The organism is Labrys sp. LIt4 (assembly GCF_017813775.1).
Lineage (GTDB): Bacteria > Pseudomonadota > Alphaproteobacteria > Rhizobiales > Labraceae > Labrys > Labrys okinawensis_A.
Genome location: NZ_JAGIPY010000002.1, coordinates 127028 through 153023, shown reverse-complemented (window position 1 = coordinate 153023; position 25996 = coordinate 127028). Strand labels below are relative to the sequence as shown.

At 64.6% G+C, this 25996-nt stretch carries 28 protein-coding genes; 12 read left to right on the top strand and 16 right to left on the bottom strand.

Annotated elements, in window-relative coordinates:
* Positions 1-56: 56 nt before the first annotated feature.
* The 3 genes from J8I29_RS03660 to J8I29_RS03650 all read right to left on the bottom strand — a co-directional run bounded on the left by J8I29_RS03660 (position 57) and on the right by J8I29_RS03650 (position 3787).
* Entirely contained in the window at positions 57-839 is a 783-nt protein-coding gene (locus tag J8I29_RS03660) for a DeoR/GlpR family DNA-binding transcription regulator (RefSeq protein ID WP_105861850.1), read from the bottom strand.
* Positions 840-914: 75 nt separating this feature from the next.
* On the bottom strand, positions 915-1457 hold the full coding sequence (locus J8I29_RS03655) for a class GN sortase (RefSeq protein WP_209430920.1): 543 nt from the start codon (positions 1455-1457) through the stop codon (positions 915-917).
* A 74-nt stretch (positions 1458-1531) separates the two neighbouring features.
* Positions 1532-3787, bottom strand: coding sequence for a marine proteobacterial sortase target protein (locus tag J8I29_RS03650; RefSeq protein ID WP_245196638.1), 2256 nt, complete (start codon positions 3785-3787; stop codon positions 1532-1534).
* Between the two features lie 232 nt (positions 3788-4019).
* Here J8I29_RS03650 and J8I29_RS03645 point away from each other — a divergent pair, with 232 nt between their 5' ends.
* The gene (locus J8I29_RS03645) at positions 4020-4790 is read left to right on the top strand and encodes a helix-turn-helix transcriptional regulator (RefSeq protein WP_348535976.1); all 771 of its coding nucleotides are present in this window, start codon (positions 4020-4022) and stop codon (positions 4788-4790) included.
* A 112-nt stretch (positions 4791-4902) separates the two neighbouring features.
* On the opposite strand, the gene J8I29_RS03640 is transcribed toward J8I29_RS03645, so the two are convergent.
* Complete coding sequence (locus tag J8I29_RS03640) at positions 4903-5304, bottom strand: rhodanese-like domain-containing protein (protein ID WP_209430676.1); 402 nt, start codon at positions 5302-5304, stop codon at positions 4903-4905.
* Between the two features lie 101 nt (positions 5305-5405).
* Positions 5406-5738, bottom strand: a complete 333-nt coding sequence (locus tag J8I29_RS03635) for a helix-turn-helix domain-containing protein (RefSeq protein ID WP_209430675.1) — start codon at positions 5736-5738, stop codon at positions 5406-5408.
* A gap of 79 nt (positions 5739-5817) precedes the next feature.
* Between J8I29_RS03635 and J8I29_RS03630 the strand changes: the two genes are divergently transcribed.
* A complete protein-coding gene (locus J8I29_RS03630; RefSeq protein ID WP_209430674.1) occupies positions 5818-6561 on the top strand; it encodes a 3-oxoacyl-ACP reductase family protein in 744 nt (247 codons plus the stop codon).
* Positions 6562-6743: 182 nt separating this feature from the next.
* A complete protein-coding gene (locus J8I29_RS03625) occupies positions 6744-7328 on the top strand; it encodes a L,D-transpeptidase (protein WP_209430673.1) in 585 nt (194 codons plus the stop codon).
* A 160-nt stretch (positions 7329-7488) separates the two neighbouring features.
* Here the strand turns inward: J8I29_RS03625 and J8I29_RS03620 are convergent, their stop codons facing one another.
* Positions 7489-7872 carry a DUF971 domain-containing protein gene (locus J8I29_RS03620; protein WP_245443326.1) on the bottom strand — a complete coding sequence of 128 codons (384 nt, stop codon included), beginning with the start codon at positions 7870-7872 and terminating at the stop codon, positions 7489-7491.
* A gap of 314 nt (positions 7873-8186) precedes the next feature.
* Here J8I29_RS03620 and moaA point away from each other — a divergent pair, with 314 nt between their 5' ends.
* The 6 genes from moaA to J8I29_RS03590 all read left to right on the top strand — a co-directional run bounded on the left by moaA (position 8187) and on the right by J8I29_RS03590 (position 13699).
* Positions 8187-9194, top strand: a complete 1008-nt coding sequence (gene moaA / locus J8I29_RS03615; RefSeq protein ID WP_105861843.1) for a GTP 3',8-cyclase MoaA — start codon at positions 8187-8189, stop codon at positions 9192-9194.
* A 345-nt stretch (positions 9195-9539) separates the two neighbouring features.
* The gene (gene solA / locus J8I29_RS03610) at positions 9540-10670 is read left to right on the top strand and encodes an N-methyl-L-tryptophan oxidase (protein ID WP_209430672.1); all 1131 of its coding nucleotides are present in this window, start codon (positions 9540-9542) and stop codon (positions 10668-10670) included.
* 113 nt (positions 10671-10783) lie between these two features.
* Complete coding sequence (locus tag J8I29_RS03605; RefSeq protein WP_280869774.1) at positions 10784-11668, top strand: DMT family transporter; 885 nt, start codon at positions 10784-10786, stop codon at positions 11666-11668.
* Positions 11668-12597: a DMT family transporter gene (locus J8I29_RS03600; RefSeq protein ID WP_209430670.1), complete on the top strand. Its 930-nt coding sequence runs from the start codon at positions 11668-11670 to the stop codon at positions 12595-12597. Before J8I29_RS03605 ends, J8I29_RS03600 begins: the two co-directional genes overlap by 1 nt.
* A 14-nt stretch (positions 12598-12611) precedes the next feature.
* Positions 12612-13397 (top strand): enoyl-CoA hydratase-related protein, encoded by a 786-nt coding sequence (locus J8I29_RS03595; RefSeq protein ID WP_209430669.1) that lies wholly within the window; start codon positions 12612-12614, stop codon positions 13395-13397.
* A gap of 89 nt (positions 13398-13486) precedes the next feature.
* The gene (locus J8I29_RS03590; protein WP_105861838.1) at positions 13487-13699 is read left to right on the top strand and encodes a hypothetical protein; all 213 of its coding nucleotides are present in this window, start codon (positions 13487-13489) and stop codon (positions 13697-13699) included.
* Between the two features lie 257 nt (positions 13700-13956).
* Here the strand turns inward: J8I29_RS03590 and cml are convergent, their stop codons facing one another.
* From cml to cobS, 6 genes are all read right to left on the bottom strand, one after another.
* Positions 13957-15177, bottom strand: a complete 1221-nt coding sequence (gene cml / locus J8I29_RS03585) for a CmlA/FloR family chloramphenicol efflux MFS transporter (RefSeq protein WP_209430668.1) — start codon at positions 15175-15177, stop codon at positions 13957-13959.
* A gap of 241 nt (positions 15178-15418) precedes the next feature.
* Positions 15419-15754: a hypothetical protein gene (locus J8I29_RS03580; RefSeq protein WP_209430667.1), complete on the bottom strand. Its 336-nt coding sequence runs from the start codon at positions 15752-15754 to the stop codon at positions 15419-15421.
* A gap of 27 nt (positions 15755-15781) precedes the next feature.
* The gene (locus J8I29_RS03575; RefSeq protein WP_209430666.1) at positions 15782-16657 is read right to left on the bottom strand and encodes an NAD(P)-dependent oxidoreductase; all 876 of its coding nucleotides are present in this window, start codon (positions 16655-16657) and stop codon (positions 15782-15784) included.
* A 44-nt stretch (positions 16658-16701) separates the two neighbouring features.
* Positions 16702-17487 carry a transporter substrate-binding domain-containing protein gene (locus J8I29_RS03570; RefSeq protein ID WP_105861834.1) on the bottom strand — a complete coding sequence of 262 codons (786 nt, stop codon included), beginning with the start codon at positions 17485-17487 and terminating at the stop codon, positions 16702-16704.
* A gap of 81 nt (positions 17488-17568) precedes the next feature.
* Entirely contained in the window at positions 17569-17817 is a 249-nt protein-coding gene (locus tag J8I29_RS03565; RefSeq protein ID WP_209430665.1) for a DUF1289 domain-containing protein, read from the bottom strand.
* Between the two features lie 35 nt (positions 17818-17852).
* Positions 17853-18659, bottom strand: coding sequence for an adenosylcobinamide-GDP ribazoletransferase (gene cobS, locus J8I29_RS03560; protein ID WP_245196636.1), 807 nt, complete (start codon positions 18657-18659; stop codon positions 17853-17855).
* 173 nt (positions 18660-18832) lie between these two features.
* Here cobS and cobT point away from each other — a divergent pair, with 173 nt between their 5' ends.
* From cobT to J8I29_RS03545, 3 genes are all read left to right on the top strand, one after another.
* The gene (cobT, locus tag J8I29_RS03555; protein ID WP_209430664.1) at positions 18833-19858 is read left to right on the top strand and encodes a nicotinate-nucleotide--dimethylbenzimidazole phosphoribosyltransferase; all 1026 of its coding nucleotides are present in this window, start codon (positions 18833-18835) and stop codon (positions 19856-19858) included.
* Positions 19859-20096: 238 nt separating this feature from the next.
* Positions 20097-20396 carry a porin gene (locus J8I29_RS03550; protein WP_209430663.1) on the top strand — a complete coding sequence of 100 codons (300 nt, stop codon included), beginning with the start codon at positions 20097-20099 and terminating at the stop codon, positions 20394-20396.
* Between the two features lie 351 nt (positions 20397-20747).
* Positions 20748-21506, top strand: a complete 759-nt coding sequence (locus J8I29_RS03545; RefSeq protein WP_209430662.1) for an MBL fold metallo-hydrolase — start codon at positions 20748-20750, stop codon at positions 21504-21506.
* Positions 21507-21595: 89 nt separating this feature from the next.
* Here J8I29_RS03545 and J8I29_RS03540 read toward each other — a convergent pair whose 3' ends face one another.
* The 4 genes from J8I29_RS03540 to J8I29_RS03525 form a co-directional block, all read right to left on the bottom strand.
* Entirely contained in the window at positions 21596-22198 is a 603-nt protein-coding gene (locus J8I29_RS03540) for a hypothetical protein (protein WP_209430661.1), read from the bottom strand.
* A 111-nt stretch (positions 22199-22309) separates the two neighbouring features.
* A complete protein-coding gene (dusA, locus tag J8I29_RS03535) occupies positions 22310-23296 on the bottom strand; it encodes a tRNA dihydrouridine(20/20a) synthase DusA (RefSeq protein WP_209430660.1) in 987 nt (328 codons plus the stop codon).
* 119 nt (positions 23297-23415) lie between these two features.
* Entirely contained in the window at positions 23416-24063 is a 648-nt protein-coding gene (locus J8I29_RS03530; RefSeq protein ID WP_105861987.1) for a glutathione S-transferase, read from the bottom strand.
* A 144-nt stretch (positions 24064-24207) separates the two neighbouring features.
* A complete protein-coding gene (locus J8I29_RS03525; protein WP_209430659.1) occupies positions 24208-25974 on the bottom strand; it encodes a Rieske 2Fe-2S domain-containing protein in 1767 nt (588 codons plus the stop codon).
* Positions 25975-25996 lie beyond the last annotated feature (22 nt).

Here is a 25996-nt window from a genome sequence, read left to right as displayed (position 1 = left end):
AATAGACTGAGCGCCATACCGATTGAATTCGCTCATGACAGGCGACGGCAACACAATCAAACCGTATCGGGCGCGAGGGAGACGACCCGGATGCTGATGCCGGCATTCTCAAGCATCTTGGCGTCCCGATCCGACAAGCCGTCATCCGTGATGAGGACGCCCACCCTGGACAGTGGCAGGGCGACACTGCGCGCACGGATGGCGAATTTCCGGCTGTCCGCGAGCACGACGACCTGATCGGCATTGGCGCTCAGATCGATGATGGTGCGCACCAGCAGCGGATGGGACTCCAGCAATCCGTCGCGGCTGATGCCCTGCGCCCCCAGGAAGAATTTGGAGGCGTAGAAGGGAGGCGCGGGCGCGGTCGGGTGGATAATGCCCGGCTCACGATGCAATTCGCCTCCCGCAACCGTCAGGCTGCAACTGCCCCGGTCGCTGAGAAAGGCCACCAAGGGCATGGAGTTGGTATAGAGGCGGACATTGCGATGGGCGAGCCTGGTGCCGAGATAGAAGCAGGTCGAACCACCATGGATGATGATGGAATCACCGTCGCGCACCAGCGTTGCCGCATCTTCCGCGATCGCCTGCTTGGCTTCCACCGCCAGATCGCGGTTCTCGTCATAGGGCCGGGCCGCGTGGCGGCCGGGCGACGCCGAGCCATCGAGTACCGCGATGCCGCCATAGACCTTCTGCGCCTTGCCGGTCTGGTCGAGTTTGTCGATATCCCGCCGGATGGTGGCGGCGGAGACTCCCAATTGCCCTTGCAGGTCCCGCACCGTGAGGAAGGGACGCTTGCCCAGGATCTCGATGATCCGGTTCTGGCGGTTCAGTTCGCTCACAGTTCGCTCCCGTCGGATATTTTCTGAGCAAACTAGATCATGGTGGGCGCCACTTCAATCGACCTTGCTCATTCCTCATGGCGCCAGTTCGGCATGGACGAGATAGCGCAGCGGCCCCCTGGTAACGGCGTCGAACGGCCAGCAGGTGGCCAGCACGAGATGGCGGCCAGGCGCGGCGGGGTCGATGCCGGAGCTGTCCCAGGGACGTATATCCTGCCCGGTGACGCGATAGCGCACGGCGACGCCGTCGCGGCGGATGACCTTGATCTCGTCCCCGACCCTTACCTCGCCGAGGAAGGCGAAATGCGTGTCGCGATGGGCGGCATAGACGGCCGTGCCCTCCTCTCCGGCCGCAGGCGTGCCGGCGACGTGCGCCGGCCCGAATGCCAGCGCCTGTCCGCTCGCTCCTTCCAGCGCCACGGCGCTCTTGCCGAGACGCGGGACCTCGATACGGGCGGCCGGATAGGTATCCAGCCAGGACCAGGGCTTGACGATGGCGCCGCTGGCGACCGACTGATCGAAGGCCCGATTGAGTAGGATCTGCGCGAGGAAGGCCTTGGCGTGGATCCAAACTCCCTGCCCACCCAGGACCAGGCCGGCGCAGAGCAGTCCACCCATGACCAGCAACCGGATCCTGGCAAACCAGGAAGCTCCCGCCGCTGCGGGCGAGAGCCTTGGGAATGGGAGCACGATCATGCGAGTGCCCTGCGCCGACGGGTGAGGAAGCCGAAGGCGAGGCCACCGGCAAGCAGCAGGCCGCCGATGATCAGGCGCAGTTCGGCATCCGTCGCAGTCTGCGGCAGGCTGATGGCGCGCGAGGCGTCGATCGTCTGCACCTTCCTGCCATCGAGATCCAGCAGGGCCTGGCGCTGCTCGCGGTCGGCGGCAGCCTCCCCCTTGATGCCGAAGACCTTGTCGAAATCCCAGCCGGCCGGCAGGTTCAGCGGCACGTCGGAACGGGACAGGTGCACGCCGCGTGGGCGGATCGGGGTCTTGTCCACGGCCACCAGGCTGGTAAGCCGGGTGACGAGATGGTGATCGAGGGCAAGCGCCAGGATGCGCTTGTCGGCCTCCTCCCGGTCGATCTGCCGCAGTGTCTGCGCCACCTCGGCATCATCGATCTTGCGGCGCGCCCACAGCTTGGAAATGCCGGCTCCTTCCGCGGCGCCGGCAACCGGCAGCGCGATGGACCAGCCCTTGCCGTCGATGAGGCCGCGCACCTCGACGCTGCCCGTGAGGTGCTTGACCTTGGCCGCCAGCACCAGGGTCTCGCCATGGTAGAGATCGGGCAGGATGCGCGGCGTCACATCGGCCGCGCCTCCGGAAAAAGCGATGTCGATATTGGTCATCGCCGGGCTTTCCAGCTTGTCGACCAGTTGCTTCATGCGTTCCTGCACCTGATCGACCGAGCCGATCTGCATGAAGGCACCGCCGCCGAGTTCGGCCGCGCGGGTCATCAGATATGAGTTCGGTGCCGAGCCGATGCCGACCGTGAAGACGCGCGAACGGCCGCGATGCGAGGCTATGGTGTCGAACAGGTCCTGCTCATTGTCGATGCCGCCGTCCGTGATGAACACCACCTGCCGCAGGAAACCTTTTTCGCCCTCGTGGCTATCCTTGAGGGCCTCCAGCATGGGGGCCACCATCATGGTGCCGCCATCGGCCTGGAGGCGCGAGACATAGTCCTGGGCCCGCGCAATGTTCTCGGACGTGGCCGGCAGCGTGCCGCCGAACAGGTTGGTGAAGGTATCGTCGAAGCGGATGACATTGAAGCGGTCCGATGGCGTCAGGCGCCCCAACGCATAGGCGAGGCTCGCCCGGGCCTGCTCGATCGAGGTGCCTCCCATCGAGCCGGAATTATCGATCACGAAGGTGACGTCGCGCGGGCGCTGGTCGGCCTGGGCGGATCTGGCGGTGGGCGGCGTGACATAGGCGATCAGATAGTCGTCACTACCGACCTTCTCGCGAAACAGGCCGACGGAGGGCGTCTGGCTGGGCTGGGCCTGCCAGGTCAATTCGAAATCGCGATCCGAAGGCACCGGCCCCGAAGCCAGTTCGATATGACGGGCCCGGGGCCCCTTGTCGGTGATCTTGATGGGATGAAAGGTGCTCTTCACCTCGCCCAGCACAAAGCCGGCATCGAGATCGATGCGGATCTGCACGGGATTGACCGGCGCATTCTCGCGCGGATCGAGCACCGGCGCCCGCGGCACCTGACCCGATGCCGGAGCCGGCGTGACAGCGCCCCAGCCCGACTTGTCCTGGAAGGTCACGGTCTCGGCCGAGCCGGCGCCAACCGTGCTCGGCGAGAAGCGCGGCGCCACCACCAGCGGTACGCGGAGGGAGAAAGTGTTGTCGGCCTGGCGCACCGGCTCCTGATATTCGATCTGGATCACCACCGTGTCGCCGGGGCCGATATTGGCGATCGAATTCATGAACATGTTCGGCCGCTGCTGTTCAACCAGCGCGGCCTTCTTGCCCTCGGCCTTGGCACGCTCATAGACCAGCTTGGCCTGCTGCTTTTCCTTGATGTCGGCGACGACCACGCGCTGGCCGACCACCATCTTCATGGTGTCGACGGCGGCACCGTCGGGCAGCGGGAAGACATAGATGCCCTCAACCCAGCTTTTGCCCGGATTGTGGAACATCTGCGTCACGGTGGCGCGAATGGTCGGACCGCTCACGCCGAGCTGAACGTCGGTGGCCGTCCGGACGGCCTCGACATAACTGCCTGGATCCTCGGTGCGCAGCAGCAAGGAACCCGCCTTGACGTCGTCGACGGTGACGCGAGGCGAGGCATAGGCGCCGACAACGAAGAGCAGAAAGGTCGCAAGGATCAGCACCACCATGAGAAAACGCTCGGCCAGCGCCACCATAGCGCGGCGGCCGATACCGGAATGAGGGTGCCGTCGTCTGCCGGTTTGGCGGCCGGCAACTGCTTGGTTCATGTGCATGTCGTCCTCGATTGAACGCTGTCTGGCCTCAGTCGGCCTGGTCCCGTTCTGCTCTCGCGAGGACTGTGCGTACGAGCTTCATTAACCGCGTTTGTTAGGCATATTCCGTCACAAAGCGCCTTGCCGGCGGTGGCCTCCTGCGGCAATGTCCGGTTTTGTACGTGATTGTGCGCGACGGCCGGTCATCAGGCCTGGTCAGCGTGATCGCTTCAGCAGGACCAGCCCCGTGTCATCCGACAGCGAGTTTTCCGGCGAACAAGCCCACCAGATTACGCTTGCGGTGCGCGAGGCTCTGGCGCGCCGGCGCATCTCGCGCCAGACTCTCGCCGAAAAAGCCAAGATCAGCCTGTCGACCCTGGAAAAAGCCCTGTCCGGCCGGCGCCCCTTCACGCTCGCCACCGTCATCCGCCTGGAGGAAGCTCTCGGCACCAGCCTGCGCCATGCAGACCACGCCTCCACCCCGATAGCCGTCGCGGGCGGCGGCACGGCGCCGGACCATCTGGGCTCCTACACCAAGGCGGCAGTGTCCTGGCTCACCGGCAACTACCTTACTTTGCGCCCCTCCTTCGGCGAGGCCGGCGCGGTGTTTGCCTATCGCACCGAAATATCCTGGAGCGACAGCGCCTCCCGCCTGATCTTCCGTGAGGCCGAGCGCCTCGACACCGGCTTCAACCAGCAGGGCGAGGTCTCGGTGCCGAACCAGTCAGGCCATGTCTATCTGGTGACCTCCATCAGCGGCCAGTACCGGGTGGCGGTGGTCGGCCGTCCGACGCATACGGGCGCGATGTACGGTATCCTGACCTCGCTGCGCGCCGGCCGCGGTACGCAGCTCACGCCGGTCTCGGCAGCCATCGCCCTGGTGCCGATCCGCCCCGACGGCGAGGCCCAGCTCTCCTTCGGCCGGATTGGCCCGTCGCACCGCCACCATGATGCCTATCGCGAGCATCTCGATCGCGTGACGGCCGAGGAATTCGCCCTGTTCAAGGCGGGACCGTAAAGCGGGCTATTTGATCGCTTCTCCCGGGACCGCCAGCATCTTGCTGGCCCTTGGAAACGCGGCGCTTGTTAAAACAAGAAGCCAGAAGATGCTGGCGGTCCCGGGAATGGCCTCACCCCTCCCTTTCCGCGAAAGCCAAGCCTTCGTCGGCCCAGCCGGTGAGGCCGCCGATCATGATCTTCACCGGACGGCCGAGCCGGGCGAGCTTGAGGGCCGCCTGGTCGGCGCCATTGCAATGGGGGCCGGCGCAATAGGCCACGAACAAGGTGTCATCGGGCCATTGCGCCATGCGCGCCGCATCGATCTCCCGGTGCGGCAGATGAAGCGCGCCGGGAATGTGGCGGCGGCGGAAGGTCTCCGGCGAACCGACGACATGCAGGAGAACGAAATCCCGTTCGCCGGAGGTAAGCGCCTGAGCGACGTCCGAACAATCGGTTTCGACCGAGAGGCGGCGCTCGAAATGGGCAATGGCATGATGGGGCGGTGCTGCGGGGATGGCGCTGACGAGGCTCATGATCGTCTCCTGTGGTGTCGATGCCATCCTCATAGCCCATGCGCCTCATCCGGGCCGCTGGCGCGATTGCCAGACAGCATCAAGATCTGGCCAGAATGAGCTCATGCACGACATGGCACGTCCTCGATATCCGCAGCAATCAGTCCCAACAGGCCGGGAAAGCGTGCCTCGACGTCCTGCCGGCGCAGGCTGGCCGCCCGGCTGTTGCCGCGATCGAAATGCCAGATCAGGCCCGCCTCGCGCAGCACCCGGAAATGATGGGTCAGCGTCGCCTTGCTGACCTCGAAGCCGAAGGAGGCGCAATGCCGCGCCGTGCCGTCCGGCGCCTGGGCCAGTTCGGCAATCACACGCCTGCGCAGCGGATCGGCAAGCGCCGCAAGCAGCTTGCCGAGTTGCATTTCTTCCGGCTCCGGATGGCCCTCGCGATCGGCCATGAAAAACCTCCAAGGTAAGCCTTGCATCATACCTAGATAAGCTGCTAGGTAAGGCGAATACCTTACCAAGGAGATCCTCATGATCAAGACCCTGGCGGGCAAGGCAGCCATCGTGACCGGAGGAAGCCGCGGGATCGGCGCAGCCATCGCCCTGCGGCTGGCGGAATCGGGCGCCGACGTCGCGATCACCTATGCGAGCCGCGGTGACAGCGCCGAAGCTGTTGCCGAGCAGATCCGGGGCACGGGCCAGCGTGCCCTGGCGATCAAGGCCGACAGCGCCGATGCCGATGCCGTCCGCGGCGCCGTCGACCGGGCGGCCGCCACGTTCGGCCGCCTCGACATCCTCGTCAACAATGCCGGCATCTTCACCGGCGGCACAATTGAACAGGTCTCCCTCGCAGATTTCGACCACATCATAGCCGCCAATCTGCGCGGTGCCTTCGTCGCCTCCCAGGCCGCCGCGGCTCATATGAGAGAAGGCGGGCGCATCATCTCTATCGGCTCCAATCTGGTCGGTCGGGTCGGGCGCGCCGGCATCGGTCTCTATGTCATGAGCAAGTCAGCCCTGGCTGGCCTCAGCCAGTCCATGGCCCGGGATCTCGGTCCACGCGGCATCACGGTCAACATCGTCCATCCCGGCCCGACCGATACCGACATGAACCCCGCCACCACCGAACGCGCCGATCAGGCTCGGGCGGCGATGGCGATCCCCAGATATGGCGAGCCCAGCCAGATCGCAGGCCTGGTCGCCTGGCTGGCAAGCCCGGAGGCGCAATATGCAACGGGAGGCGCCTATACCATCGATGGCGGTACCAATGCTTGAGAGATCTTGTGCCAATACGCACTGCATGTCGCGGCCAAGTGTTGTTGAGAGGACACAGGCCTTGATTTTCACGTGAAGACTGCCTGCTGACAGTCTTTCACCAGTTGAAGAATCTGAAGATCGGGGCTCTGTTCATTCAAGTGGGATCGAAGAATTTCGATCAAACCATTCGGGGCTTCATCATGCGTCGTCTTTTGACCGGCCTGGTCTTGGTATCGAGCTTGGGCATCGCCTCAAGCTCGGCCAACGCAGCCAGCATCTTCGAGAAATTGTTCGGCGGCCCGCGCCAGCCCGCCAATGCCGGCGCTGTCGCCGCCGTCTCACCGATCCCGCGCGAGGTGGTGAGCTATAGCGGCCGTGAGAAGCCCGGCACCATCGTGGTCAATTCGCCCGAACGGCGGCTCTATCTCGTGCTCGATGACGGCACGGCCCTGCGCTATGGCGTTGGCGTCGGCCGCAAGGGCTTCGAATGGGGCGGCGTGCACCGTATCTCCCGCAAGGCCGAATGGCCGGGCTGGACCCCGCCGCCGCAGATGCGCAAGCGCCGGCCGGACCTGCCCGCCTACATGGCCGGCGGCATCCAGAACCCGCTGGGTGCCCGGGCGATGTATCTGGGATCCTCGCTCTACCGCATCCATGGCTCGAACGAGCCGCAGACCATCGGGCAGGCCGTATCGTCGGGCTGCATCCGCATGACCAATGACGACGTCACCGATCTCTATGAGCGGGTGAAGGTCGGCACCAGGGTGGTGATCATCCGGGGTTGAGTTGCGCGTCTTCCCCTGCCCGATGCGGCATGGAATGCCGCGTCGCGATCGGACCAGACCACGGTCGGGTCCGGAGACCGCGTTCCGAGCAGAGCGGTCTCGGATCCGAACTGCTGAGCCGTCCAGCCCTCGCCCGAGTCGGGAAACACTCAGCTTCCTCTCAGCGCTGCCCCGGCCTTTCGCGCGACAGGCCCTTCTCCTTGAGGTCGGAAAGATAGGAGGCCCAGCGGCTCTCCTTCTCCCGGCCGAGTTCCGCCAGATAGGTCCAGGTATAGAGCCCGGTATTGTGCATGTCGTCGAAGGAAATGCGCACGGCATAATTGCCGACCGGATCAAGGCTCAGAATGGCCACATTGATCTTGCCGCCCACCGTCTTGCGCTCGGCGGCACTATGGCCCTGCACCTCGGCGCTCGGCGACATCACGCGCAACATCTCGGCGCTGAACGCATGGGACTGGCCGTCGTCGAAACTCACGGTCAGGGTCTTCTTGTCCTTGGACAGGCGCAATTCGGTCGGCCAGGCCTTCGCGACGTCTCCGCTCACGGCATCTTCCCTTTTTTGTTCTGATCGCCACATAAGGAGAAGGCGGATGCAGCGCAAGCCGCAAAGGCCAATCGGTGTCGTTGAAGCGTTCGGCACGGACTCTGCGACATAATGGCAGTTTGCCTCGACTATCATTGGTGTTTGGGCTGTCGTCGGCTTAGAAGAATACCAAAGGGGACGTGGTCCCAAGGCGCCTTTCGATCCGGCGGTTCGCCGCCCTCGCAGGGATGCATCGAAACAATGAGTTGGGGCCGCGCGATAGTTGCTCAAAAGCGCTTTGCCCCGGGAGTGTGGACGTGCTGGATGATCATGCAATGGCGGACATGCCGCCGATGATCGACCCTTTCGGGCGCGCTATCAATTATCTGCGCGTTTCCGTGACGGATCGCTGTGACTTTCGCTGCGTCTATTGCATGTCCGAGGACATGACCTTCCTGCCCAAGAAGGACCTGCTCACCCTCGAGGAACTCGACAGGCTGTGCAGCGCCTTCATCGCCAAGGGTGTCCGCAAGCTGCGCTTCACCGGCGGCGAGCCGTTGGTCCGGCGCGATATCATGACGCTGTTCCGCTCGATCTCGCGCCATCTCGACAGCGGGCGGCTCGATGAGCTCACCGTGACCACCAATGGCTCGCAGCTCGCCCGCTACGCCGCCGAACTCAGGGATTGCGGCGTCAAGCGCATCAATGTCTCGCTCGACACGCTGGATCCGGCGGCCTTCAAGGCGATCACCCGCTGGGGCGATTTCGCCAAGGTCATGGACGGCATCGACAAGGCCCAGGCCGCAGGCCTAGCGGTAAAGATCAATGCGGTGGCGATCAAGGGCATGACCGAAAACGAAGCGGTAGGGCTGATCGAATGGGCCCATGGCCGCGGCATGGACCTCACCTTCATCGAAGTGATGCCGATGGGCGACGTGACCGGGCACCGGGTCGATCAATATCTGCCGCTCTCGGTGCTGCGCGCCCAGCTTCTCGACACCTACACGCTGGACGACATTCCCTATAATACCGGTGGGCCGGCCCGGTATGTGCGCGTCCGCGAGACCGGCGGCCGCCTCGGCTTCATCACGCCGATGACCCATAATTTCTGCGAGAGCTGCAACCGCGTGCGGGTCACCTGCACCGGTACGCTCTATATGTGCCTCGGCCAGGAAGACGCCGCCGACCTGCGCGCGCCCCTGCGTGCCTCCGAGGGGAACGACCTTCTCAACGCCGCCATCGATCGCGCCATCACCCGCAAGCCCAAGGGACATGACTTCGTCATCGACCGGCGCACCAAGCAACCCGCGGTCAGCCGGCATATGAGCGTGACCGGCGGCTGAGCCTTGGCACCGCGAGCATCCTGCTGGCTCCTGGAAAACGTCACCTCAGCGAGAAGGAAGAGCCGGCAGGATGCTGGCGGTCCTATAGCGTTTTGCGATTAGACGGAGTCACCAAGAATCGCAAAGACGCGTCAGAACAATGAGCTAGAGCAAATAAGCGTTCACGCTTGAACGCGCTTTGCTCTAGGAGAACAGCGCTTCCTGAGCGTTTTGCAATTTGGCGAGACCGTCAGGAATCACGATGACGGCCGAACCAAAGAAAGACCGCGAACGAGCGTTTCGTCTAAACGCGTTTTGCTCAGGGGTTGAAGACTCGGCCAGTTTGCCTTCCACTTGCCTCCCATAATGTCCAAGACCTTTGATGTGATCGTCGCCGGTGTCGGCGGCATGGGATCGGCCGCCTGCTATCAGCTCGCCAAGCGGGGCGTGCGCGTGCTCGGCCTGGAGAAATTCGAAATCGGCCATGCGATGGGTTCCTCGCATGGACTGACGCGCATCCTGCGCCTGGCCTATTTCGAGGGCGAGGCCTATGTGCCCCTGGTGCAGCGAGCTCGGGAGCTGTGGATCGAGACCGGCAAGCTCACCGGCGAGCCTTTGTTCTTCGAGGTCGGCGCCCTCGACATCGCCCATGATGGCAGCGGCATCGTGGAGAAGGCACTTGAGGCCAGCCAGGCCCATGGCCTGGAGCACGAACTGCTCGATCGCGATGCCATCGAGGCACGTTACCCCTTCACGCTCGACCGCAATCATATCGGCCTCTACCAGCCCCAGTCGGGCTTCGTGGCTTCCGAGCGGGCCATCCTCGCCCATACGGCGCTCGCTTTGCATCACGGCGCTGAGATTCACGGCTGCGAAGCCATGCTGGGCTGGGAGCCGACAGCAGGCGGCGGGGTGCGCGTGACGACCGACCAGGGCAGCTACGAAGCCGGCAGGCTCGTCTTGTCGCCCGGCGCCTGGATCGGGGACCTCGTGCCCGCACTCAAGCCGTCGACCGAGGTGGTGCTGCAGACGCTCGGCTGGTTCGCCCCCGCCCGGCCCTCCCTCTTCGACCTATCCCATTTCCCGGTTTTCACGCTCGAAGCTGACGAGGGCCATTTTTACGGCTTTCCGCTCTGGCAGCATCCGGGCTTCAAGCTCGGCTCACCGCATTATGGCGGCGAGCCCTATGATCCCGACACGCCCAGCCGTGTCCCCTCGCCCCGGCATCGCGAGCAATTGCGGGCCTGCCTCGCCAAGCACATTCCTGGGGCCAATGGCGACCTGCTCGGCCTCAAGGCCTGCATGTACACGATGACGCCCGACGAGCATTTCATCATCGATACCCTGCCCGGCCACGAGCAGGTCATCGTCGCCTCGCCCTGCTCCGGTCACGGCTACAAATTCGCCAGCGCTATCGGCGAGGCCTTGGCCGAACTCGCCACCATGGGCAGCAGCCGCATCGACCTCAGCATGTTCGGCCTCAAGCGTTTTTCTTGAGTTCCTCTCGGTTTGTCTTTGCCAAATCATTGGGCAAAGTATAGGTAAGTATTATTCTCTTACCTTCCCGATTGGCCGCTGCCTGCCGGCGGTGATCTTTTGATTGCGCCTCCATGCCGCCCGCACAGTCGCCTTGGTCCGGAATCGTCGCGATGGTTCTCGCGACAGGATTGTTCGTCGTCAGCGACAGCCTGATGAAGCTCACGGCGCAAGGTTTGCAGCCCTTCCAGGTCCTGTTCATGCGGGGCTTCTTCGGGCTGGCGTCCTGCAGCTTCCTGCTGGTCGCGACCGGGCAGATGCGCCAGCTCGGCGGCGCCCTGCATTGGCGCGCCATCCTGCGCGCCCTGCTCGAGGCGGCAGCCACTTTCTTCTACATGGCCGCTCTGTCCGCCATGCCGATCGCCGATGCGATCGCAATCGGCCAGACCGCGCCTCTGCTGGTCATCGTCGCCATGGCCGTGATCTTCCGTGAACGGATCGGCGCGGTCCGCCTCGCTCTGGTCTGCACCGGCTTCCTCGGAGCCCTCCTGGTGGCACAGCCCGGCGGTGCGGGCCTGTCGCCCGCGGCGCTCTACGCCTTTGTGACCGCCATGATGGTGGCAACGCGGGACCTGCTTACCCGGGGCACGCCGGCCACCATTCCCACCTTCGTCGTCCTGACCACCACCACCGTGCTGCTGACGCTCGCCACCGGCTGTGCCACCCTGATCCATGAGCGCTGGATGCCGCCCTCACTCGACCAGTGGCTGACCATGGCGGCATCCGGCTTCATCGTCACGCTCGGCCAGATGGCGATCTTCCTGAGCTACCGCAAGGCGCCGGCCGGGGTCGTGGCGCCCTATTACTACAGCTTCACCGTCTGGGCGGTGATCGGCGGCTTCCTGGTCTGGGGCGAGGTGCCGAACGGGCTCGCCATCACCGGCATGGTGATGATCGTGGCAAGCGGGCTTGCCCTGCTCTTCGTCAGATCGAGGCGCAGGCAGGAAGCCATCGCCTGATGACCACGGTTGCATTCACCGAGGCCGATCTCGGTCGCCAGCGAGCCAATCAGCGCGGCATCGTGCTGATGATCGCTGCCATGGCCTGCTTCGTGGTGAACGATTCCGTCGCCAAGCTCGCCACCGCCCGCATGCCCGTCAGCGAGGTCATCGCCATTCGCGGTGTCTTCGCGACGGCCTTCGTGCTCGCCCTCATCCTGGCCAGCGGCCTTCAACGCCATTTCCGCCTGATCTGGCAGTGGCGGGTCGCGGCTCGCGGCGGCATGGAGAGCGTGGTCGCCTTCGCCTCCATCCTCGGCCTCAGCTATGTTTCGCTCGGCATCGCCACCGCCATCGGCCAGATCGCGCCGATCCTGCTGCTGGCCTTTTCCGCCCTGCTGCTCAAGGAGAAGGTCGATGCCAGGCGATGGCTAGCCGTGTTCGTCTGTTTCGCCGGCGTGATCCTGGTGGCTCGCCCGAGCACTGAAGGCCTCAACCTCTATGTCCTGGCCACCCTGGCCTGTGCCGTGCTGGCGGCGCTGCGCGATCTCGTCACCCACCGCATCGGCGCCAGCGTGCCGACCCTGCTGGTGACGCTCGGCACCACGACCATCGTCTCCCTGGCCGGCTTTGCCGGCTCGGCCGTATCCGAATGGCAGCCTCTCCACCTTGCCGACCTCTCGCTCCTGATGCTGGGCGGCCTGAGCCTGGTCGGCGGACATGCCCTGGTGATCGCCGCCTATCGCGGCACCGATGTCTCGGTCGTCAGTCCGTTCCGCTATTCGGCCATCGCGCTTTCGGTCCTGGCCGGGCTTGCGGTCTTCGGCGATTTACCCGATGTGTGGGCGGGCGCCGGCATGATATTGATCATCCTCAGCGGCCTCTATGCTGCCGGACGCGAAATGCGGCGCCGGCGAGCCATCGAGGCCGCGCTGGAAAAAGGCGTGTGAATAGGGAGTACGGCATGAGCGAGTTGGTGGTGGAGAATGCGGGTCCGGTACGCACCCTGACATTGAACCGGCCCACAAAGCTCAATGCCTTCACGGCGAGCCTCCATGCCGAACTCCGCGCGGCCCTGGCAGCGGCAATTGCCGACGACGGCGTCAAGGTGATCGTACTCACCGGCGAGGGGCGTGCCTTCTCCTCAGGCCAGGACCTCACCGAGGACCTGCCTCGCGACAGCCAGGGCGGCATCGATCTCGGCCCTGCCCTGGAACGGGACTACAATCCCCTGATCAAGCAGATCGTCAACTCGCCCAAGCCGACCATCGCGGCGCTCAACGGGCCGGCCGTCGGCGCGTCCATGAATATCGCGCTCGCCTGCGACATCGTGCTGGCGGCGCGATCGGCGACCCTGCAGGAAGCCTTCGCCAAGATCGCTCTGATCCCCGATGCCGGGGGAACCTGGCTGCTGCCGCGCCTGATCGGTCCCAAGCGGGCGCTCGCCCTGATGCTGACGGCCGAGGCGGTGCCGGCGGAGGAAGCCCTGCGCATGGGCCTCGTCTACAAGCTCTATGAGGATGCCAGCTTCCGCGACGACGTCGCCGCCTTTGCAGCCAGGCTCGCCCAGGGCCCCGGCCTCGCCTTCCGCATGATCCGGGAGGCGGTCCTGGCCAGCGCCGACAATGATCTCGATGCCCAGCTGGCCCTGGAAGCGGCGCTGCAGCGCAAGGCCGGCGCCTCGCATGATTTTGCCGAAGGCGTGGCCGCCTTCCTGGCCAAGCGGGCGCCCCAGTTTCAAGGGCGCTGACGCACTTCGCTCTAGAATTGCGCTTTCTTAACGTGAAATCGCCGGCATTCCAGCCGAGAATGCAACCAGGCTGAAGTTGAGGATCTGATTTGTTTCGTTCACGCTGGACCCTGCTGGTGCTGGTCGCCATACTCGGGATTGCCGCAATCTATGTCAGCAGCAACCCCGAAATGGCGAGCCGCTATGCCCAAGCACAACGCGACGCGGCGCTGAGCGCCGACACCAAGCAGACCGTGATGCTGCTCATTGCCCTGGCCGTCGGCGGCTATCTCGCCTGGTTCTTCCTCATTCGCAAGGACTGAACACTTCGGCGCTCAAGACAGATATCAGTGCCAGAAAAACGAAACCCCGCCATTGCTGACGGGGTTGCCTTGCGACAAAGGCCAGGATCAAACCCTAAGGCGAAACGCCGGCCCTTTCATTTCAATCGGCCCGCCCCCCAGTACATCCGTGGTGGGGCTACCTTTCGATCGGGCACCCGACGCGTCCGCCGGATCACCCTTGAAAGGCTATATAGGAAGCCTTTGTGACGAGAACAAGACGGGCCCAGGCGAAATGCTCAACCCGCAGACGGATTCTGGACGTCAGCCCTCGACAGCCTTTCCCGCCTTGCTCCGGCAAGCAGAAGAACCAAGCTCGCCATGCCAGCGGCATAGGCCACCAGCGGCCAGGCGGTGTCCCCCGGCAGAACCAGGACGGCCAAGGTGCCGGCCACGCTCACCAGCAGGCTCTGCACGCAGAAATAGAGCGCCACCGCGGCGCCGGCGATGTCATCGAAACCCTGGAGCGCACCATTGGCAGCGACACCGCCCGCGAGGACGATGCCGATTGCGATCACCCACATCGGCGAGAGAAAGCTCCACCAGGATGCCGCTCCCGCCGTCTCACCCAAGGCAAGCAGTCCGGCCCCCGCCAGGATCGTCGCCATGGCCCGTCTGAGGCAGGCCAAGCGTCCCCAGCGCTCGATACGGCCAGGCACGAAACGGGTCGCGACCATCATGGCGACGGCCGCCGTGGCGAAGGCAAGGCTGAAGGCCAGGGGCGAATAGCCGGCCCTGTCGATCAGCACCCGCGGCGCGGTGGAGAAGAAGACGAAGAAGCTCCCCATCGCCGTGCCGAAGCCCGCCGTATAGGTCCAGAAGGCATAGCTGGCGAGAACCGTGATGGCCGGACGCCGAGCGACCTCGACTGCTTCTCGTCGGGTCTCGGGCCATCGCCACGCCGCTTGGGCGAACGCGGCGGCCATCAACAGGCCCAGCGTGAGGAAGATTGCCCGCCAGCCGAACCGATCGGCGATGAGTGCCCCGGCAATCGGCCCCAAGGCCGGCACGAAAGCCAGCATGGCGCTGAACAGGCTGTAGATGACGGCGCCTTCGGGACGTTCTGCATAGACGTCCCGGACCGTGGCGAAGGTCGCCACCAGGCAAGCGGAGGCGCCGGCCGCCTGCAGGAAGCGCAGGGCCACGAAGACAGCGGCGTTTGAACTCGCCGCAAGTCCCAGAGACGCAAGCAGGAACAGGGCGGCACCGCCGATCAGCACCGGCCGGCGGCCGATGCGGTCGGACAGCGGCCCGAAGACGATCTGCCCCGCCCCCAGCATCACCATATAGAGGCTGAGGGTCAGTTGGATCACCGCTACGCTGGTTTCCAGCGTCGCCGGCATGATGGGTACGATGGGCAGATAGATATCCATGGCCAGGGAGGCAAGGATATCGAAGGGGGCCATCAGCAACAGGGCCGACGGCAAGGCATGGCCCCAGACGGGGTTTTTGGCAGGCATGACGAAACATCCGCTCAAATGAAAACATTCGGCGGCGGTCTGCCTCTTCAGTGCAAAACCGGATGGGATCGGACAGAACGCCGCAACAACATCGACATGTCGTTGCGGCCTAGCGGTCCGAGGATTTGAGGCCTCTCATGTCCGGCTCCTGTGAAACGGATGAAACGAGGCGTTTAGCAAAATGCCGACGGGTGAACAATCCTCGGCGGCGAAGCCTCCTGTCAGGCCTCGCCTCTCCCCGTCAAGATCGCGAGCCATCCAGATTGGAGATGAGGCGGAGATAACCGCCGCGATAGTCCCCGAAATCGGTCAATTGCGCATCCACCGACTGGTCCGCGGTCTGGCACCGTCCCACCCAGCTGCGCACACCGGCGACATCCTCGGAGGTCGTCTCCAATTCGGCACCGACATGGCGCCGGAGGAAGGCAGTCAGGGCCGCAACGGCTTCATCGAAGCCAGACGCCGTCGCCAGCATCAGGCTTTCATAGAGCTTGCCCTCTTCCTCGTCGGTCTCGGCATTGTAGTCCGGCTCGCCATCGAAACCCGGCGGCGAGCCCATGTCCTCGAGGGTCTTCATGATTGCGGCTTTCCCATCATCGCCCGCTTAATTACGCGGCTTTTCAAGCCGGGCGACGAGGCTGCACGTATCCCAGCGCCGGCCGCCCATGGCCTGGACCTCGGCATAGAACTGGTCGACCAATGCCGTCACCGGCAGCTGCGCGCCATTCGCACGGGCGGTTTCGAGGCAGATCCCCAGATCCTTGCGCATCCAGTCGACGGCGAAACCGAAATCGAACTTGCCTTCCTGCATCGGCTTCCAGCGATTTTCCATCTGCCAGGATTGCGCGGCCCCCTTCGAGATCACGCCGATGACCTTTTTGAGGTCGAGCCCGGCCTTGTTGGCAAAATGGATACCTTCCGACAGGCCCTGCACGAGCCCGGCGATGCAGATCTGATTGACCATCTTGGTCAACTGCCCGGCGCCGGCCGGCCCCATCAGCTGACAAGCCTTGGCATAGTGGGCGATCACCGGTTCGACCCGGGCATAGACATCAGCGTCGCCGCCGCACATCACGCCGAGTGCACCGTTCTCGGCGCCGGCCTGCCCGCCCGAAACCGGCGCATCGACGAAGCCGAGGCCGAGCGTACCGGCCGCTTCATGCAGTTCGCGCGCGACCTCGGCCGAGGCCGTGGTGTGATCGACAAAAACAGCCCCCTTCTTCATGCCCGAAAAGGCGCCCTGCGGCCCTGTCGTCACCGAGCGCAAATCATCGTCATTGCCCACGCAGGCAAAGACGATGTCGGCATCCCTGGCGGCTTCCGCCGGGGTCGGGGCGGAGGCGTTGCCGTATTTTTCCACCCAAGCCTGCGCCTTGGCGGGGGTGCGGTTGTAGACGGTGACCTGATGGCCACCGCGCACGGCCAGATGGCCCGCCATCGGAAAACCCATCACGCCAAGGCCGAGAAACGCCACTTTCATTGCGAGAACTCCTTTATCCCGAGGGCTTCTGGCAGCCGCCGGGTTCAATAGATCGAGAAGGGGAAATATTTATCGTTGATTGTCTTGTAGGTACCATCGGCGACGATATCGGCAATCGCCTTATTGAATTTTTCGGCAAGATCCCCATCGCTCTTGCGCAAGGCGATCCCCTCTCCTTCGCCGAAAAACCTGGCATATTTCACCAGGTCGACATCGGCCTTCAGCTCACAGCAGACGCTTTCGGGCTTGCCCAGCCAGCCGGCCAGTACAAGCTTGTCGGCAAGCACGGCATCGAGGCGGCCCGTCACGAGATCGGCATTGGCCTCGTCCTGGCTGCCATAAAGCTTGATCTGGGCGCCTCCCCCCTGGATCTCCGCCTGCAGGAAGGCGGCCTGCACGGTGTTGGCAACGGCGCCGACAACCCTGTCCTTCAGTCCTGCCGCGTCCCAGGTTGCGACCTTGCTGTCCTTGCGGGCCACGAAACTCGTGGGCCGATCATAATAGCGGTTGGTGAAGGCAACCTGCCGCCGCCGCTCCGGCGTGATCGACATGGATGACACGATGGCATCGACCTTGCCCGCGTTCAGGGACGGAATCAGGGCGTCCCAGTCGAGGACTTCGAAACTGCAGGTCGCACCCATTTTCTGGCAGAGTGCCTTGGCGATATCGACATCGAAGCCGATGGGCTGATCCTTGGCATCGAGCTGGTTGAAGGGCGGGTAACCGCCTTCCGTGGCGATGCGGATCGATTTCCACTCTCTTGCCGAGACCGTGCCGCCGGCCAAGGCAGCGAAAGCAGCAGCCAGGATGAGAACGCCGATCCGACTCATGCCGTCTCCTCGATGATTTCACATAGTGGACGGCGATTTGGCGCAATCACCAGCCAAGAGTTCAGCCCCCAAATGTGGCATTCATGCGCGATTGCGCCGGCCGGTCCGCCGACGGGCCGCCATCATGGCGTCGAAAGCATCGCGTGCGGCCTGCAGAGCCGGCGTTTGCGCGAAACGATCCGGCAACCTCGCCATCAGCGCCAGGCGATCCTCCTCGCTCATCTCCACCCAGCGCCGGATTTCCAGGCTGGTGCGCCCGCAGCCGATGCAGAAGCCGCTCGCCGCATCGATGCGGCAAATGGCGACGCAGGGTGTGGAGGTGATCTGCATGGCATTCACAATCCGGCTAGAGAGGTATCAATAATTTAGACATGCCAGCCCAGAGGCGCCAGGGCGCCTGCCAGGATTGCCATTTCGGCGAGCATCACGGCAGCACCGCAGACATCGCCGGTCTGCCCGCCAATCTGCCGTTCAGCCAGCCGCGTGACAGCATAGGCCGCCGCAAGCCCCGCCAGGGGTGCGACAACCGACATGAAATGGCCGGTTCCGGCCCAGGCCAGCAAAGCCGTTGCGACCATGGCGGGGACGGCGCCGGAGCGCCAGGCATGGCCGGTCAACCGGCCTGCCGAAGCGCCGGCACCATCCGGGCGCGCCGGTCCCAGCAACATCAGTGGCAGTAATCCCAGAATGCGGGAGGTGCCGACGGCAGCAGCCAGGACCAGGCCCGTACGCCAGACATTGCCCGTCGCCGTCAGCAGCCCGGCGAGCAGCGACACCCGGGCGGCGAGAGCCAGCACCAGGGCGGTCGCGCCATACGAGCCGATGCGCGAATCACGCATGATCTCGAGCTTTCGTTCGAGTGTGCCGCCTCCCCCGAAGCCATCGGCGACATCGGCAAGCCCGTCCTCATGCATGGCACCGGTCATCACCGCCAGGGCGGCGACGGCGAAGATGGCGGCAACCGTCGCAGGCAAGCCGGCGAGATGGGCGATGACCAGCACGATAGCGGCCGCCAGGCCGAGCACGGCCCCGGCCAGCGGCGTCGCCGGTGCCAGCCGCTCCATATCGGGCCGGCCATGCGGATCGATCTCGATGGACAGGACGGGCACCGGAAGACGCGACCAGAAGCGTAGAGCTTGAGGAACGCTGGCGAGAAATGATGAATGCATCATGGCAGGCCCTGCATGCCATGCGAGGAACCTTCAAGGCAACGGCGCGATGTCCTGCACCCGACTGCTTCTCGTGTCGATGCCGGGGCAGCAACCGTCGTCACGCGGCCTTTCCGCTTCGTGGCCATCGGTCTATAAGCGCGGCCAATCATTTCTCCTGCATTGGAAACATCCCGATGGCTTTTGCCGGCACCGCCCTGCCCTTCGACGACATCCGCGAGCTTGCCCGAGGCATGCCGGCCCTCGACGCCAGCGCAGTGGCGGGCGTGAAGCAGCGCGACGGCCAGCTGACCAAGCCGCCGGGCAGTCTCGGCCGGCTGGAAACCATCGTCGAGTGGCTCGCCGGCGTTCAGGCCACGCCGTCTCCCACCGTCTCGCGCCCCTTGGTGGCGATCTTCGCCGGCAATCACGGCGTGGTCGCCCGCGGTGTCTCGCCCTACCCGCAGGAAGTCACGCGCCAGATGCTGGAGAATTTCGCAGCCGGGGGCGCCGCGATCAACCAGATCTGCTCGACCTTCGACATCGGCCTCAAGGTGTTCGACTTGGCGCTGGACATCCCGACCGGCGACATCACCTGCGAGGCGGCGCTCGACGAAAAGGCCTGCGCGGCCACCATGGCTTTCGGCATGGAGGCCGTATCCGGCGGCATCGACCTGCTGGCCCTGGGAGAGATGGGCATCGGCAACACCACCATCGCTGCCGCCATCTACCATGCGCTCTATGGCGAGGAAGCGGCCCATTGGGTCGGCCGCGGCACGGGCGTCGACGATGCCGGTCTCGCCCGCAAGATTGCAGCCGTCTCGGCCGCGGTCGAATTTCATCGCAGCCATCTCAAGGATCCGCTCGAAGTGCTGCGGCGCCTGGGTGGCCGTGAAATCGCGGCGATGGCCGGCGCCATTCTGGCGGCGCGCAGCCAGCGCGTGCCCGTGGTACTGGACGGTTATGTCGTCTGCGCCGCCGCAGCGATCCTTCACGCAATGGACCCCGCCCTGCTGGACCATTGCATCGCGGGGCATGTTTCTGCCGAGGGCGCCCATGGCGATGTCCTGGCTCGGCTCGGCAAGAAACCGCTGCTTGATCTCGACATGCGGCTCGGCGAAGCCTCCGGTGCGGCCCTGGCGGTATCCCTCATCAAGGCGGCTCTTGCCTGCCATACCGGCATGGCGACCTTCGCGCAGGCGGGCGTCACCGACAAGGCGTGAGCTTATCCCGATGATACAGACGGGGCGGCGCGGCGGCTGGATGTAACAAACCGTTATATCTCGTGTTCGAGCCGGAAAAGCTTTGCCGCGAAGTGGTCACGATCGGGCGCTAGGCCTGAGTCGCTGCTAGAGTCGGGTATGTTTCGGCGAAAATACCTGCTTTGCTCCAACTTTGTTTCGATGCGTCTTGCGATCTCCCGTGAACGATCCGATCGCAAGACGCTTTAGGAGCCTATTCATGTTCAGGACGATCAGCGCTGCCATTGCCGTACTTGCCTTTACGGCGCCCGGCTTTGCCGGCGAGAAAACGGATCCCCGCTGCAGCCAATATGGCGAAGGCTTCGTCTATTCGGCCGATACCGGCATGTGCATCAGGGTCGGCGGCGAGTTCCGCGCCGATTACGGTTTCAGGAAGCAGAGCGGCCTCGGCCAGCAGAGCGGTTTCGGCTCCACCGTCAAGGGGCGTGTCGATGCGCGCGGCGACAGCGATCTCGGCCCCTTCCGCATCGTGGTCGAGCCGACCGCCCGCAAATTCTGAACCAGGCAGATTCCATCCGCTCGAGCCATTCGGCTCGACCGGGAGGAATCCATAGGATCTCAAATGCTTGCGGCGTTTCGAGCCGCTCGCCTTGTGCGTTTTCGCACAGACAGTTTCGGCATTTCGTGAACTGGCCACTCCTGGTTCATTCCGGCTGGTTTTGCCCGCTTTCTTTGAGTTGAAGTTCTGGGACTTTTCGGTTCATACCGGTGGGTGACTCGACGCGCATCTCCTGGTTGAAGCCTCGCAGATCTACGGGGCTTGTTATCGAAATAGAACAGACTTCCGCATGAGGCAGATCTCTTTCCGCTCACTCCATTTCGCAGCGCCCCGGCGGCAGGAGGTCCTGCCATGCGCGTGACGGTGATCGGCTGTGGCGATGCCTTCGGATCGGGAGGACGGTTCAACACCGCCAGCCTGGTCGAGATCGAGGATCCGCAGGAGGGCCGCACCGTCTGCCTGCTGGATTGCGGCGCGACCACGATGACGGCGCTCAGCGCCATGGCCATCGACCCCGACCAGATCGACCTGATCATGCTGACCCATCTGCATGGCGACCATTTCGGCGGCATTCCCTTCCTGCTGCTCGATGCTCAGTGGGTCCGCAAGCGTACCCGTTCACTGCGCATCATCGGCCCTCCGGGCACGATCGAACGCCTGTCCACCACCATCGAGGCGCTGTTTGCCGGCGCTACCATGGAAACGCCCTGGAGCTTTGCCTGGAGCGTAGAGGAAATGGCGCCCGGCACGCAGCGCGACGCCCAGGGCTTCACCATCCGCACCGTCGAGGTGGTGCATCCGTGCGGTGCGCCGGCCACGGCCGTCCGGCTGGAAGGCGGCGGCAAGGTCTTCGTCCATTCCGGCGACACCGAATGGACCGAAGTCCTGCCTGAGATCGCCGATGGCGCGGACCTGCTCTTTCTCGAATGCTTCGCCATCGAGGAGACCCCGCCGCATCTCGACTATAACCGCCTGCTCTCCCGCCGCGGCGATTTCAACGCCAAGCGCGTGGTGCTCACTCATATGGGGCCGACCATGCTGGCCTATCGCGACAAGGTCGACCGCACTCTGTTCGACCTTGCCGAGGACGGCATGGTGATTGAAGTCTAAGAGCTCTTCCTGGGAGCGCGGACATCTTGTACGCCCTGCTCCGGCAATGCCTCTCCAAGAACGGACAGGATGTCCGCATTCCACTCTTGTCACATCGGCGGCGCGGCGCCGTTCTGGCCGGTGGCCACGCTGTTGGTGCGCCAGTCCTTGCCGTCGGGCTGCGCCACGACGAAAACCGCGATTCCCGGCTTGATGATCGTCCGCTCGGCCGCATTGAACTGCACCACGGGAACCTCGGGGGGAATCACGATCTTGCGGCTGCCGCCGGGAAAGCTGAGCGTGACCTCTCTTCCCGCCGCCGTGGAGACGACTTCGCCCCCCACCGTGCCGTTGGTCATGCGCGCACCGGGCTGGGAATCCCAGTCCCGCTCGCCCTCGCCGCTCTTCACACCCGGCGGAAAGACATGGACCTCCAGCGATTTTCCGGAGCCGTCCGCCTGGGGGATCTGCGCCGTGCCGATGAAGCTGCCGGCATGAATGGCTTCCACGCCGATAGGCGCCACCAGCCGGGCCTTCCAGTCAGGCGTGAGATGGATCGAGACGCTCTGGCCGTCCTTGGTCTTGAGGCTGAGCCCCTTGCTGTCGAGCGTTTCGACCGTGCCGCGAAAGATCTTGCGCGGGGCCTCCTGCGCCTGAGCCGGAACAAGGAAAGCGAGCGCCAGCAGACCGGCAAGCCGATAGGGTTTCGTCATGATGCAAACTCCGCGCCCCCGCGACGCAACGGCGTGCCCAGTGGCGCAGCATAGCGGCGCGGCGGGACGAGGCGATTCACTTTGACGGGAGCAGCGCGCGATCCGGACTGATCAGGCGGCCTTGGCCTCCATGGCGCGACGGACATGCGCAGCCGCCTCGAACAGCACTTCGAGGCCGGCGCTCGGTTTGACCGCCTCAGTGGCGAGGTGGCGCCGGTAGAGCCGCGCGCCCGGCCGTCCGGGGAACAGGCCGATCATGTGGCGGGTGATGGAGCTCAGCCGAACACCCTGTGCCAGTTGCGCCTCGATATAGGGGGCCATCGCCTCGATGGCCTCGAAACCGTCGGCGACAGGCGCGGCCACGCCGAACAGCGTGGGATCGACTGCAAGCAGGATTTCGGGATTCTGATAGGCCTCGCGCCCCACCATGACGCCATCGAGGCGGGCCCGATGCGTGCCCCACTCCTCGACGGCCTTGATGCCGCCATTGATCGAGATGGAGAGATCGCGATTGGCTTCCTTCAGCCGATAGACGCGGCCATAATCCAGCGGCGGCACGTCGCGGTTTTCCTTGGGGCTCAGCCCCTTCAGCCAGGCCTTGCGCGCATGCACGATCAGGGCGTCGACGCCGGCGGCCCGCACGGCCGCGGTGATGCGGTCGAGCGCGGCCTCGGGATCCTGCTCGTCGATGCCGATGCGGCATTTGACGGTGACGGGCAGGTCGACGGCGGCCTTCATGGCGGCGACGCACTCGCCCACCAGTTCCGGCTCCGCCATCAGGCAGGCGCCGAACCGCCCCTCCTGCACGCGGTCGGACGGGCAGCCGACATTGAGATTGATCTCGTCATAGCCAAAATCGGCGCAGATGCGGGCCGAGACGGCCAGATCCTTCGGATTGGAACCGCCGAGCTGCACGGCGATGGGATGCTCCTCGCCGGAAAAGCCGAGCAGACGCTGCCGGTCGCCGTGAATAACGGCGCCGGTGGTCACCATCTCAGTATAAAGCAAGGCCTTCGCCGAAAGGATGCGATGGAAGAACCGGCAATGACGATCCGTCCAGTCCATCATCGGGGCGATGGAAAAGTCTCTGTCCAACATGCTGCTTTCGTTGCTCTTTTACGCTCGCGGCGCCCGTCAGGAGGGCCTCGGCTGCCAAGCGCTTGAGGCTCTTACAGCATTTTCCTGTCTTTTCAAAGAGTTGATCGACAGAGGCTTCCTCACGCCGCCTTCGCCGGGCCGGCGGGGAAGACGCCGGACATCACCGAAAAGCCCTTGATGCGCTTGACCCTGTCGGACCAGCGGCGGATCGCCGGATAGTCCTGGCGGGGAATGCCGCCCTCTTCCGACAGCATCACATAGGGAAAGCAGGCGATGTCGGCGATGGTCGGCCTAGGGGCGTTGCAGAGCCAGTCCCGCCCTTCCTGTTCGCCGAACCACAGATGCTCGTCGAGGATGCGGAACAGGCGGTGGGCGCCCGATCGCGCCGCCTCCACGTCCAGCTCGTAGAACAGGCCGTCATGCAGCCGCGCCGCCGAGGCCGTGGCCGTGATGCCGTCGGCGAAGGCCAGCCACTGGCTGATCTCGCCGAGCAGGGCCGGATTGCCCTGCGGATACCAGCTGCCCCCGGCATCATATTTGGCGGCGAGATAGACCAGGATGGCCTGCGCGTCGCGCAGCACGAGCCCGTCATCCTCGATCACCGGCAACTGACCGAGCGGATTGATCCTGAGGAACCAGTCCGACTTGTGCTCGCGGCCGGGATAGAAATCGACCGGCACGGTTTCATAGGCAATGCCGAGGATGCCCATCAGCAGGCGCAGCTTGTAGCAATTGCCCGAGAGTTCGTAGTCGTAGAGCTTGATCACGGTCATATCCCAGAATTGCAGTCTTGCAGAAAGAGTGGTGTTTCGTCATTGCGAGCGTAGCGAAGCAATCCAGGCTTAGCCGCACTCGTGAGACTGGATTGCTTCGCTACGCTCGCAATGACGGCTACAAAAATTATCGTTGCGCTAGAGATCGAGAATGAGGCGGGCGGATTTGGCACGCGAGACGCAGGTCATGATCTTGGTGCCGGATTTCTTCTCGGCCCGCGTGAGATAGACGTCCTGGTGATCGGGCTCGCCCTCGATGACCGAGCACAGGCAGGTGCCGCAGGCCCCCTGTTCGCAGGAGGAGGGCATGTCGATGCCGGCCTCGCGCATGACTTCGAGGATGGTGCGGCCCGCCGGCACCGTCAGCGTCATGTTCGAGCGCGCGAGGGCGATCTCGAAGCTGGAGGAGTCGTCGATCTCCCTGGTGTTCTTGAAATACTCGAAATGCACCGCCTCCTCCGGCCAGCCGAGCTCGGCGGCGATGGCGCGCGCCGCCTCCAGCATCGGTCCCGGGCCGCAGAGGTAAAGATGCGTGTCGCCGTCATAGATCGCGAGAATTTCGCGCAGCCTGGCCGCCGTCGCCTCAGGGCCGAGGCCGAGATGCGGCACCAGCGTCGCCTTCAGCAGCTCCAGCCGGTCGCGGAAGGCAAGCTGTCCCTCGTTCTGCGCGAAGTAATGGAATTCGTGCGCCAGCCCCTGGTGATGCAGCGCCTGGGCCATGGCCAGCATCGGGGTCACGCCTATGCCGCCGGCGATGAAGATGGTCCTCAAGGCATCGCGGCGCAGGGGGAAATTGTTGCGCGGATCGGAGATCGCCAGCACGTCCCCTTCGCGCACGCTGTCGTGCAGGCAGGTCGAGCCCCCCTTGGAATCGCGCTCCCGCTTGACCCCGATGACATAGCGGTCTGTCTCGCCTGGGCCGTTGGTGATGGAATATTGGCGGATGAGGCCGTTGGGCAGATGCACGTCGATATGGGCACCGGGCTGGAATGTCGGCAGCAGGCCTTTCACCGGGCGCAGTTCGAAGCCGGCAATGCCCTCGGCCGCCTGCCATTTGCGTGCCACCTCGACGCGAATGGTGGCCTTGCGGCCATGGGCGGTGAGTTCGGGCATCTCGGCGAGCTCGGGCGAGACACGCTCGATCACCGCCTCGAGGGGCGCCGGCGCCGGCCGGGCAGCCGCCTCGCGCTCCAGCCTGTCACGCAGTTTCGACAGGAGCTCATTGTGATGACGCAGCGCCGCCAGCCGGGCGGGTCCCTCCGGAACGGCGTCGAGCACGCCGCGGATGACGGAGCGGTTGGAATCGACCGGCTGCACGAAAAAGACTGCCAGGGTCGAGTGCTCGCCCTCCTTCGAGCGCAGCGCCATGCTCAGCCCATCGGCAGCCTCGACCACCGTCTCGGCCGACGCCCCCGCCAGGGCGCCGCTTGGCTGGAAGCGATGGGTCTTCAGCCCCTCCGCCACCAATTCGGGCGGCGCATTCACCGGGATGCCGCGCAGGGCCAGGAGATTGCCTTCCGAGAGGCCGGCGATCTCCGGCACCTCGCCGAGCGGCTCCTCGGCCGACCAGATCAGGCCGTAGCGCTCCACCGAGGCGAAGGTCCGGTTGGTGATGGTGCGCGCCGGCGCATCGGCCGGATGGGCCGGGATATAGGTGCAGCCCGCCGTGCGGTTGGAATAGCGCCAGCCATGGTATTGGCATTTGAGCTCGCGCCCGTCATTGATGCCGATCGACAGGCGCACGCCACGATGCAGGCAGCGGTTCTCCCAGATGTTGACGTAGCCGTCATCGGCACGCCAGACGGCGAATTCGCGGCCGAGCAGCTGGCCATGGAAGACATGGCGGAACGGCAGGTCATGAGACGCGGCAATGGGATGCCAGCGGGTCTTGGCGGTCTCGAGCATGGTGGTCTCCGGAATTCGGCGT

Excerpts from the sequence above, each read along its gene's own strand:
- J8I29_RS03655 (WP_209430920.1), bottom strand. The coding sequence starts at position 1,457 with ATGGGTGGACTGCTCTGCGCCGGCCTGGTCCTGGGTGGGCAGGGAGTT.
- J8I29_RS03650 (WP_245196638.1), bottom strand. The coding sequence starts at position 3,787 with ATGAACCAAGCAGTTGCCGGCCGCCAAACCGGCAGACGACGGCACCCT.
- J8I29_RS03640 (WP_209430676.1), bottom strand. The coding sequence starts at position 5,304 with ATGAGCCTCGTCAGCGCCATCCCCGCAGCACCGCCCCATCATGCCATT.
- J8I29_RS03635 (WP_209430675.1), bottom strand. The coding sequence starts at position 5,738 with ATGGCCGATCGCGAGGGCCATCCGGAGCCGGAAGAAATGCAACTCGGC.
- J8I29_RS03630 (WP_209430674.1), top strand. The coding sequence starts at position 5,818 with ATGATCAAGACCCTGGCGGGCAAGGCAGCCATCGTGACCGGAGGAAGC.
- J8I29_RS03625 (WP_209430673.1), top strand. The coding sequence starts at position 6,744 with ATGCGTCGTCTTTTGACCGGCCTGGTCTTGGTATCGAGCTTGGGCATC.
- moaA (WP_105861843.1), top strand. The coding sequence starts at position 8,187 with ATGGCGGACATGCCGCCGATGATCGACCCTTTCGGGCGCGCTATCAAT.
- solA (WP_209430672.1), top strand. The coding sequence starts at position 9,540 with ATGTCCAAGACCTTTGATGTGATCGTCGCCGGTGTCGGCGGCATGGGA.
- J8I29_RS03605 (WP_280869774.1), top strand. The coding sequence starts at position 10,784 with ATGCCGCCCGCACAGTCGCCTTGGTCCGGAATCGTCGCGATGGTTCTC.
- J8I29_RS03600 (WP_209430670.1), top strand. The coding sequence starts at position 11,668 with ATGACCACGGTTGCATTCACCGAGGCCGATCTCGGTCGCCAGCGAGCC.
- J8I29_RS03595 (WP_209430669.1), top strand. The coding sequence starts at position 12,612 with ATGAGCGAGTTGGTGGTGGAGAATGCGGGTCCGGTACGCACCCTGACA.
- cml (WP_209430668.1), bottom strand. The coding sequence starts at position 15,177 with ATGCCTGCCAAAAACCCCGTCTGGGGCCATGCCTTGCCGTCGGCCCTG.
- J8I29_RS03580 (WP_209430667.1), bottom strand. The coding sequence starts at position 15,754 with ATGAAGACCCTCGAGGACATGGGCTCGCCGCCGGGTTTCGATGGCGAG.
- J8I29_RS03575 (WP_209430666.1), bottom strand. The coding sequence starts at position 16,657 with ATGAAAGTGGCGTTTCTCGGCCTTGGCGTGATGGGTTTTCCGATGGCG.
- J8I29_RS03570 (WP_105861834.1), bottom strand. The coding sequence starts at position 17,487 with ATGAGTCGGATCGGCGTTCTCATCCTGGCTGCTGCTTTCGCTGCCTTG.
- J8I29_RS03565 (WP_209430665.1), bottom strand. The coding sequence starts at position 17,817 with ATGCAGATCACCTCCACACCCTGCGTCGCCATTTGCCGCATCGATGCG.
- cobS (WP_245196636.1), bottom strand. The coding sequence starts at position 18,659 with ATGATGCATTCATCATTTCTCGCCAGCGTTCCTCAAGCTCTACGCTTC.
- cobT (WP_209430664.1), top strand. The coding sequence starts at position 18,833 with ATGGCTTTTGCCGGCACCGCCCTGCCCTTCGACGACATCCGCGAGCTT.
- J8I29_RS03550 (WP_209430663.1), top strand. The coding sequence starts at position 20,097 with ATGTTCAGGACGATCAGCGCTGCCATTGCCGTACTTGCCTTTACGGCG.
- J8I29_RS03545 (WP_209430662.1), top strand. The coding sequence starts at position 20,748 with ATGCGCGTGACGGTGATCGGCTGTGGCGATGCCTTCGGATCGGGAGGA.
- J8I29_RS03540 (WP_209430661.1), bottom strand. The coding sequence starts at position 22,198 with ATGACGAAACCCTATCGGCTTGCCGGTCTGCTGGCGCTCGCTTTCCTT.
- dusA (WP_209430660.1), bottom strand. The coding sequence starts at position 23,296 with ATGTTGGACAGAGACTTTTCCATCGCCCCGATGATGGACTGGACGGAT.
- J8I29_RS03525 (WP_209430659.1), bottom strand. The coding sequence starts at position 25,974 with ATGCTCGAGACCGCCAAGACCCGCTGGCATCCCATTGCCGCGTCTCAT.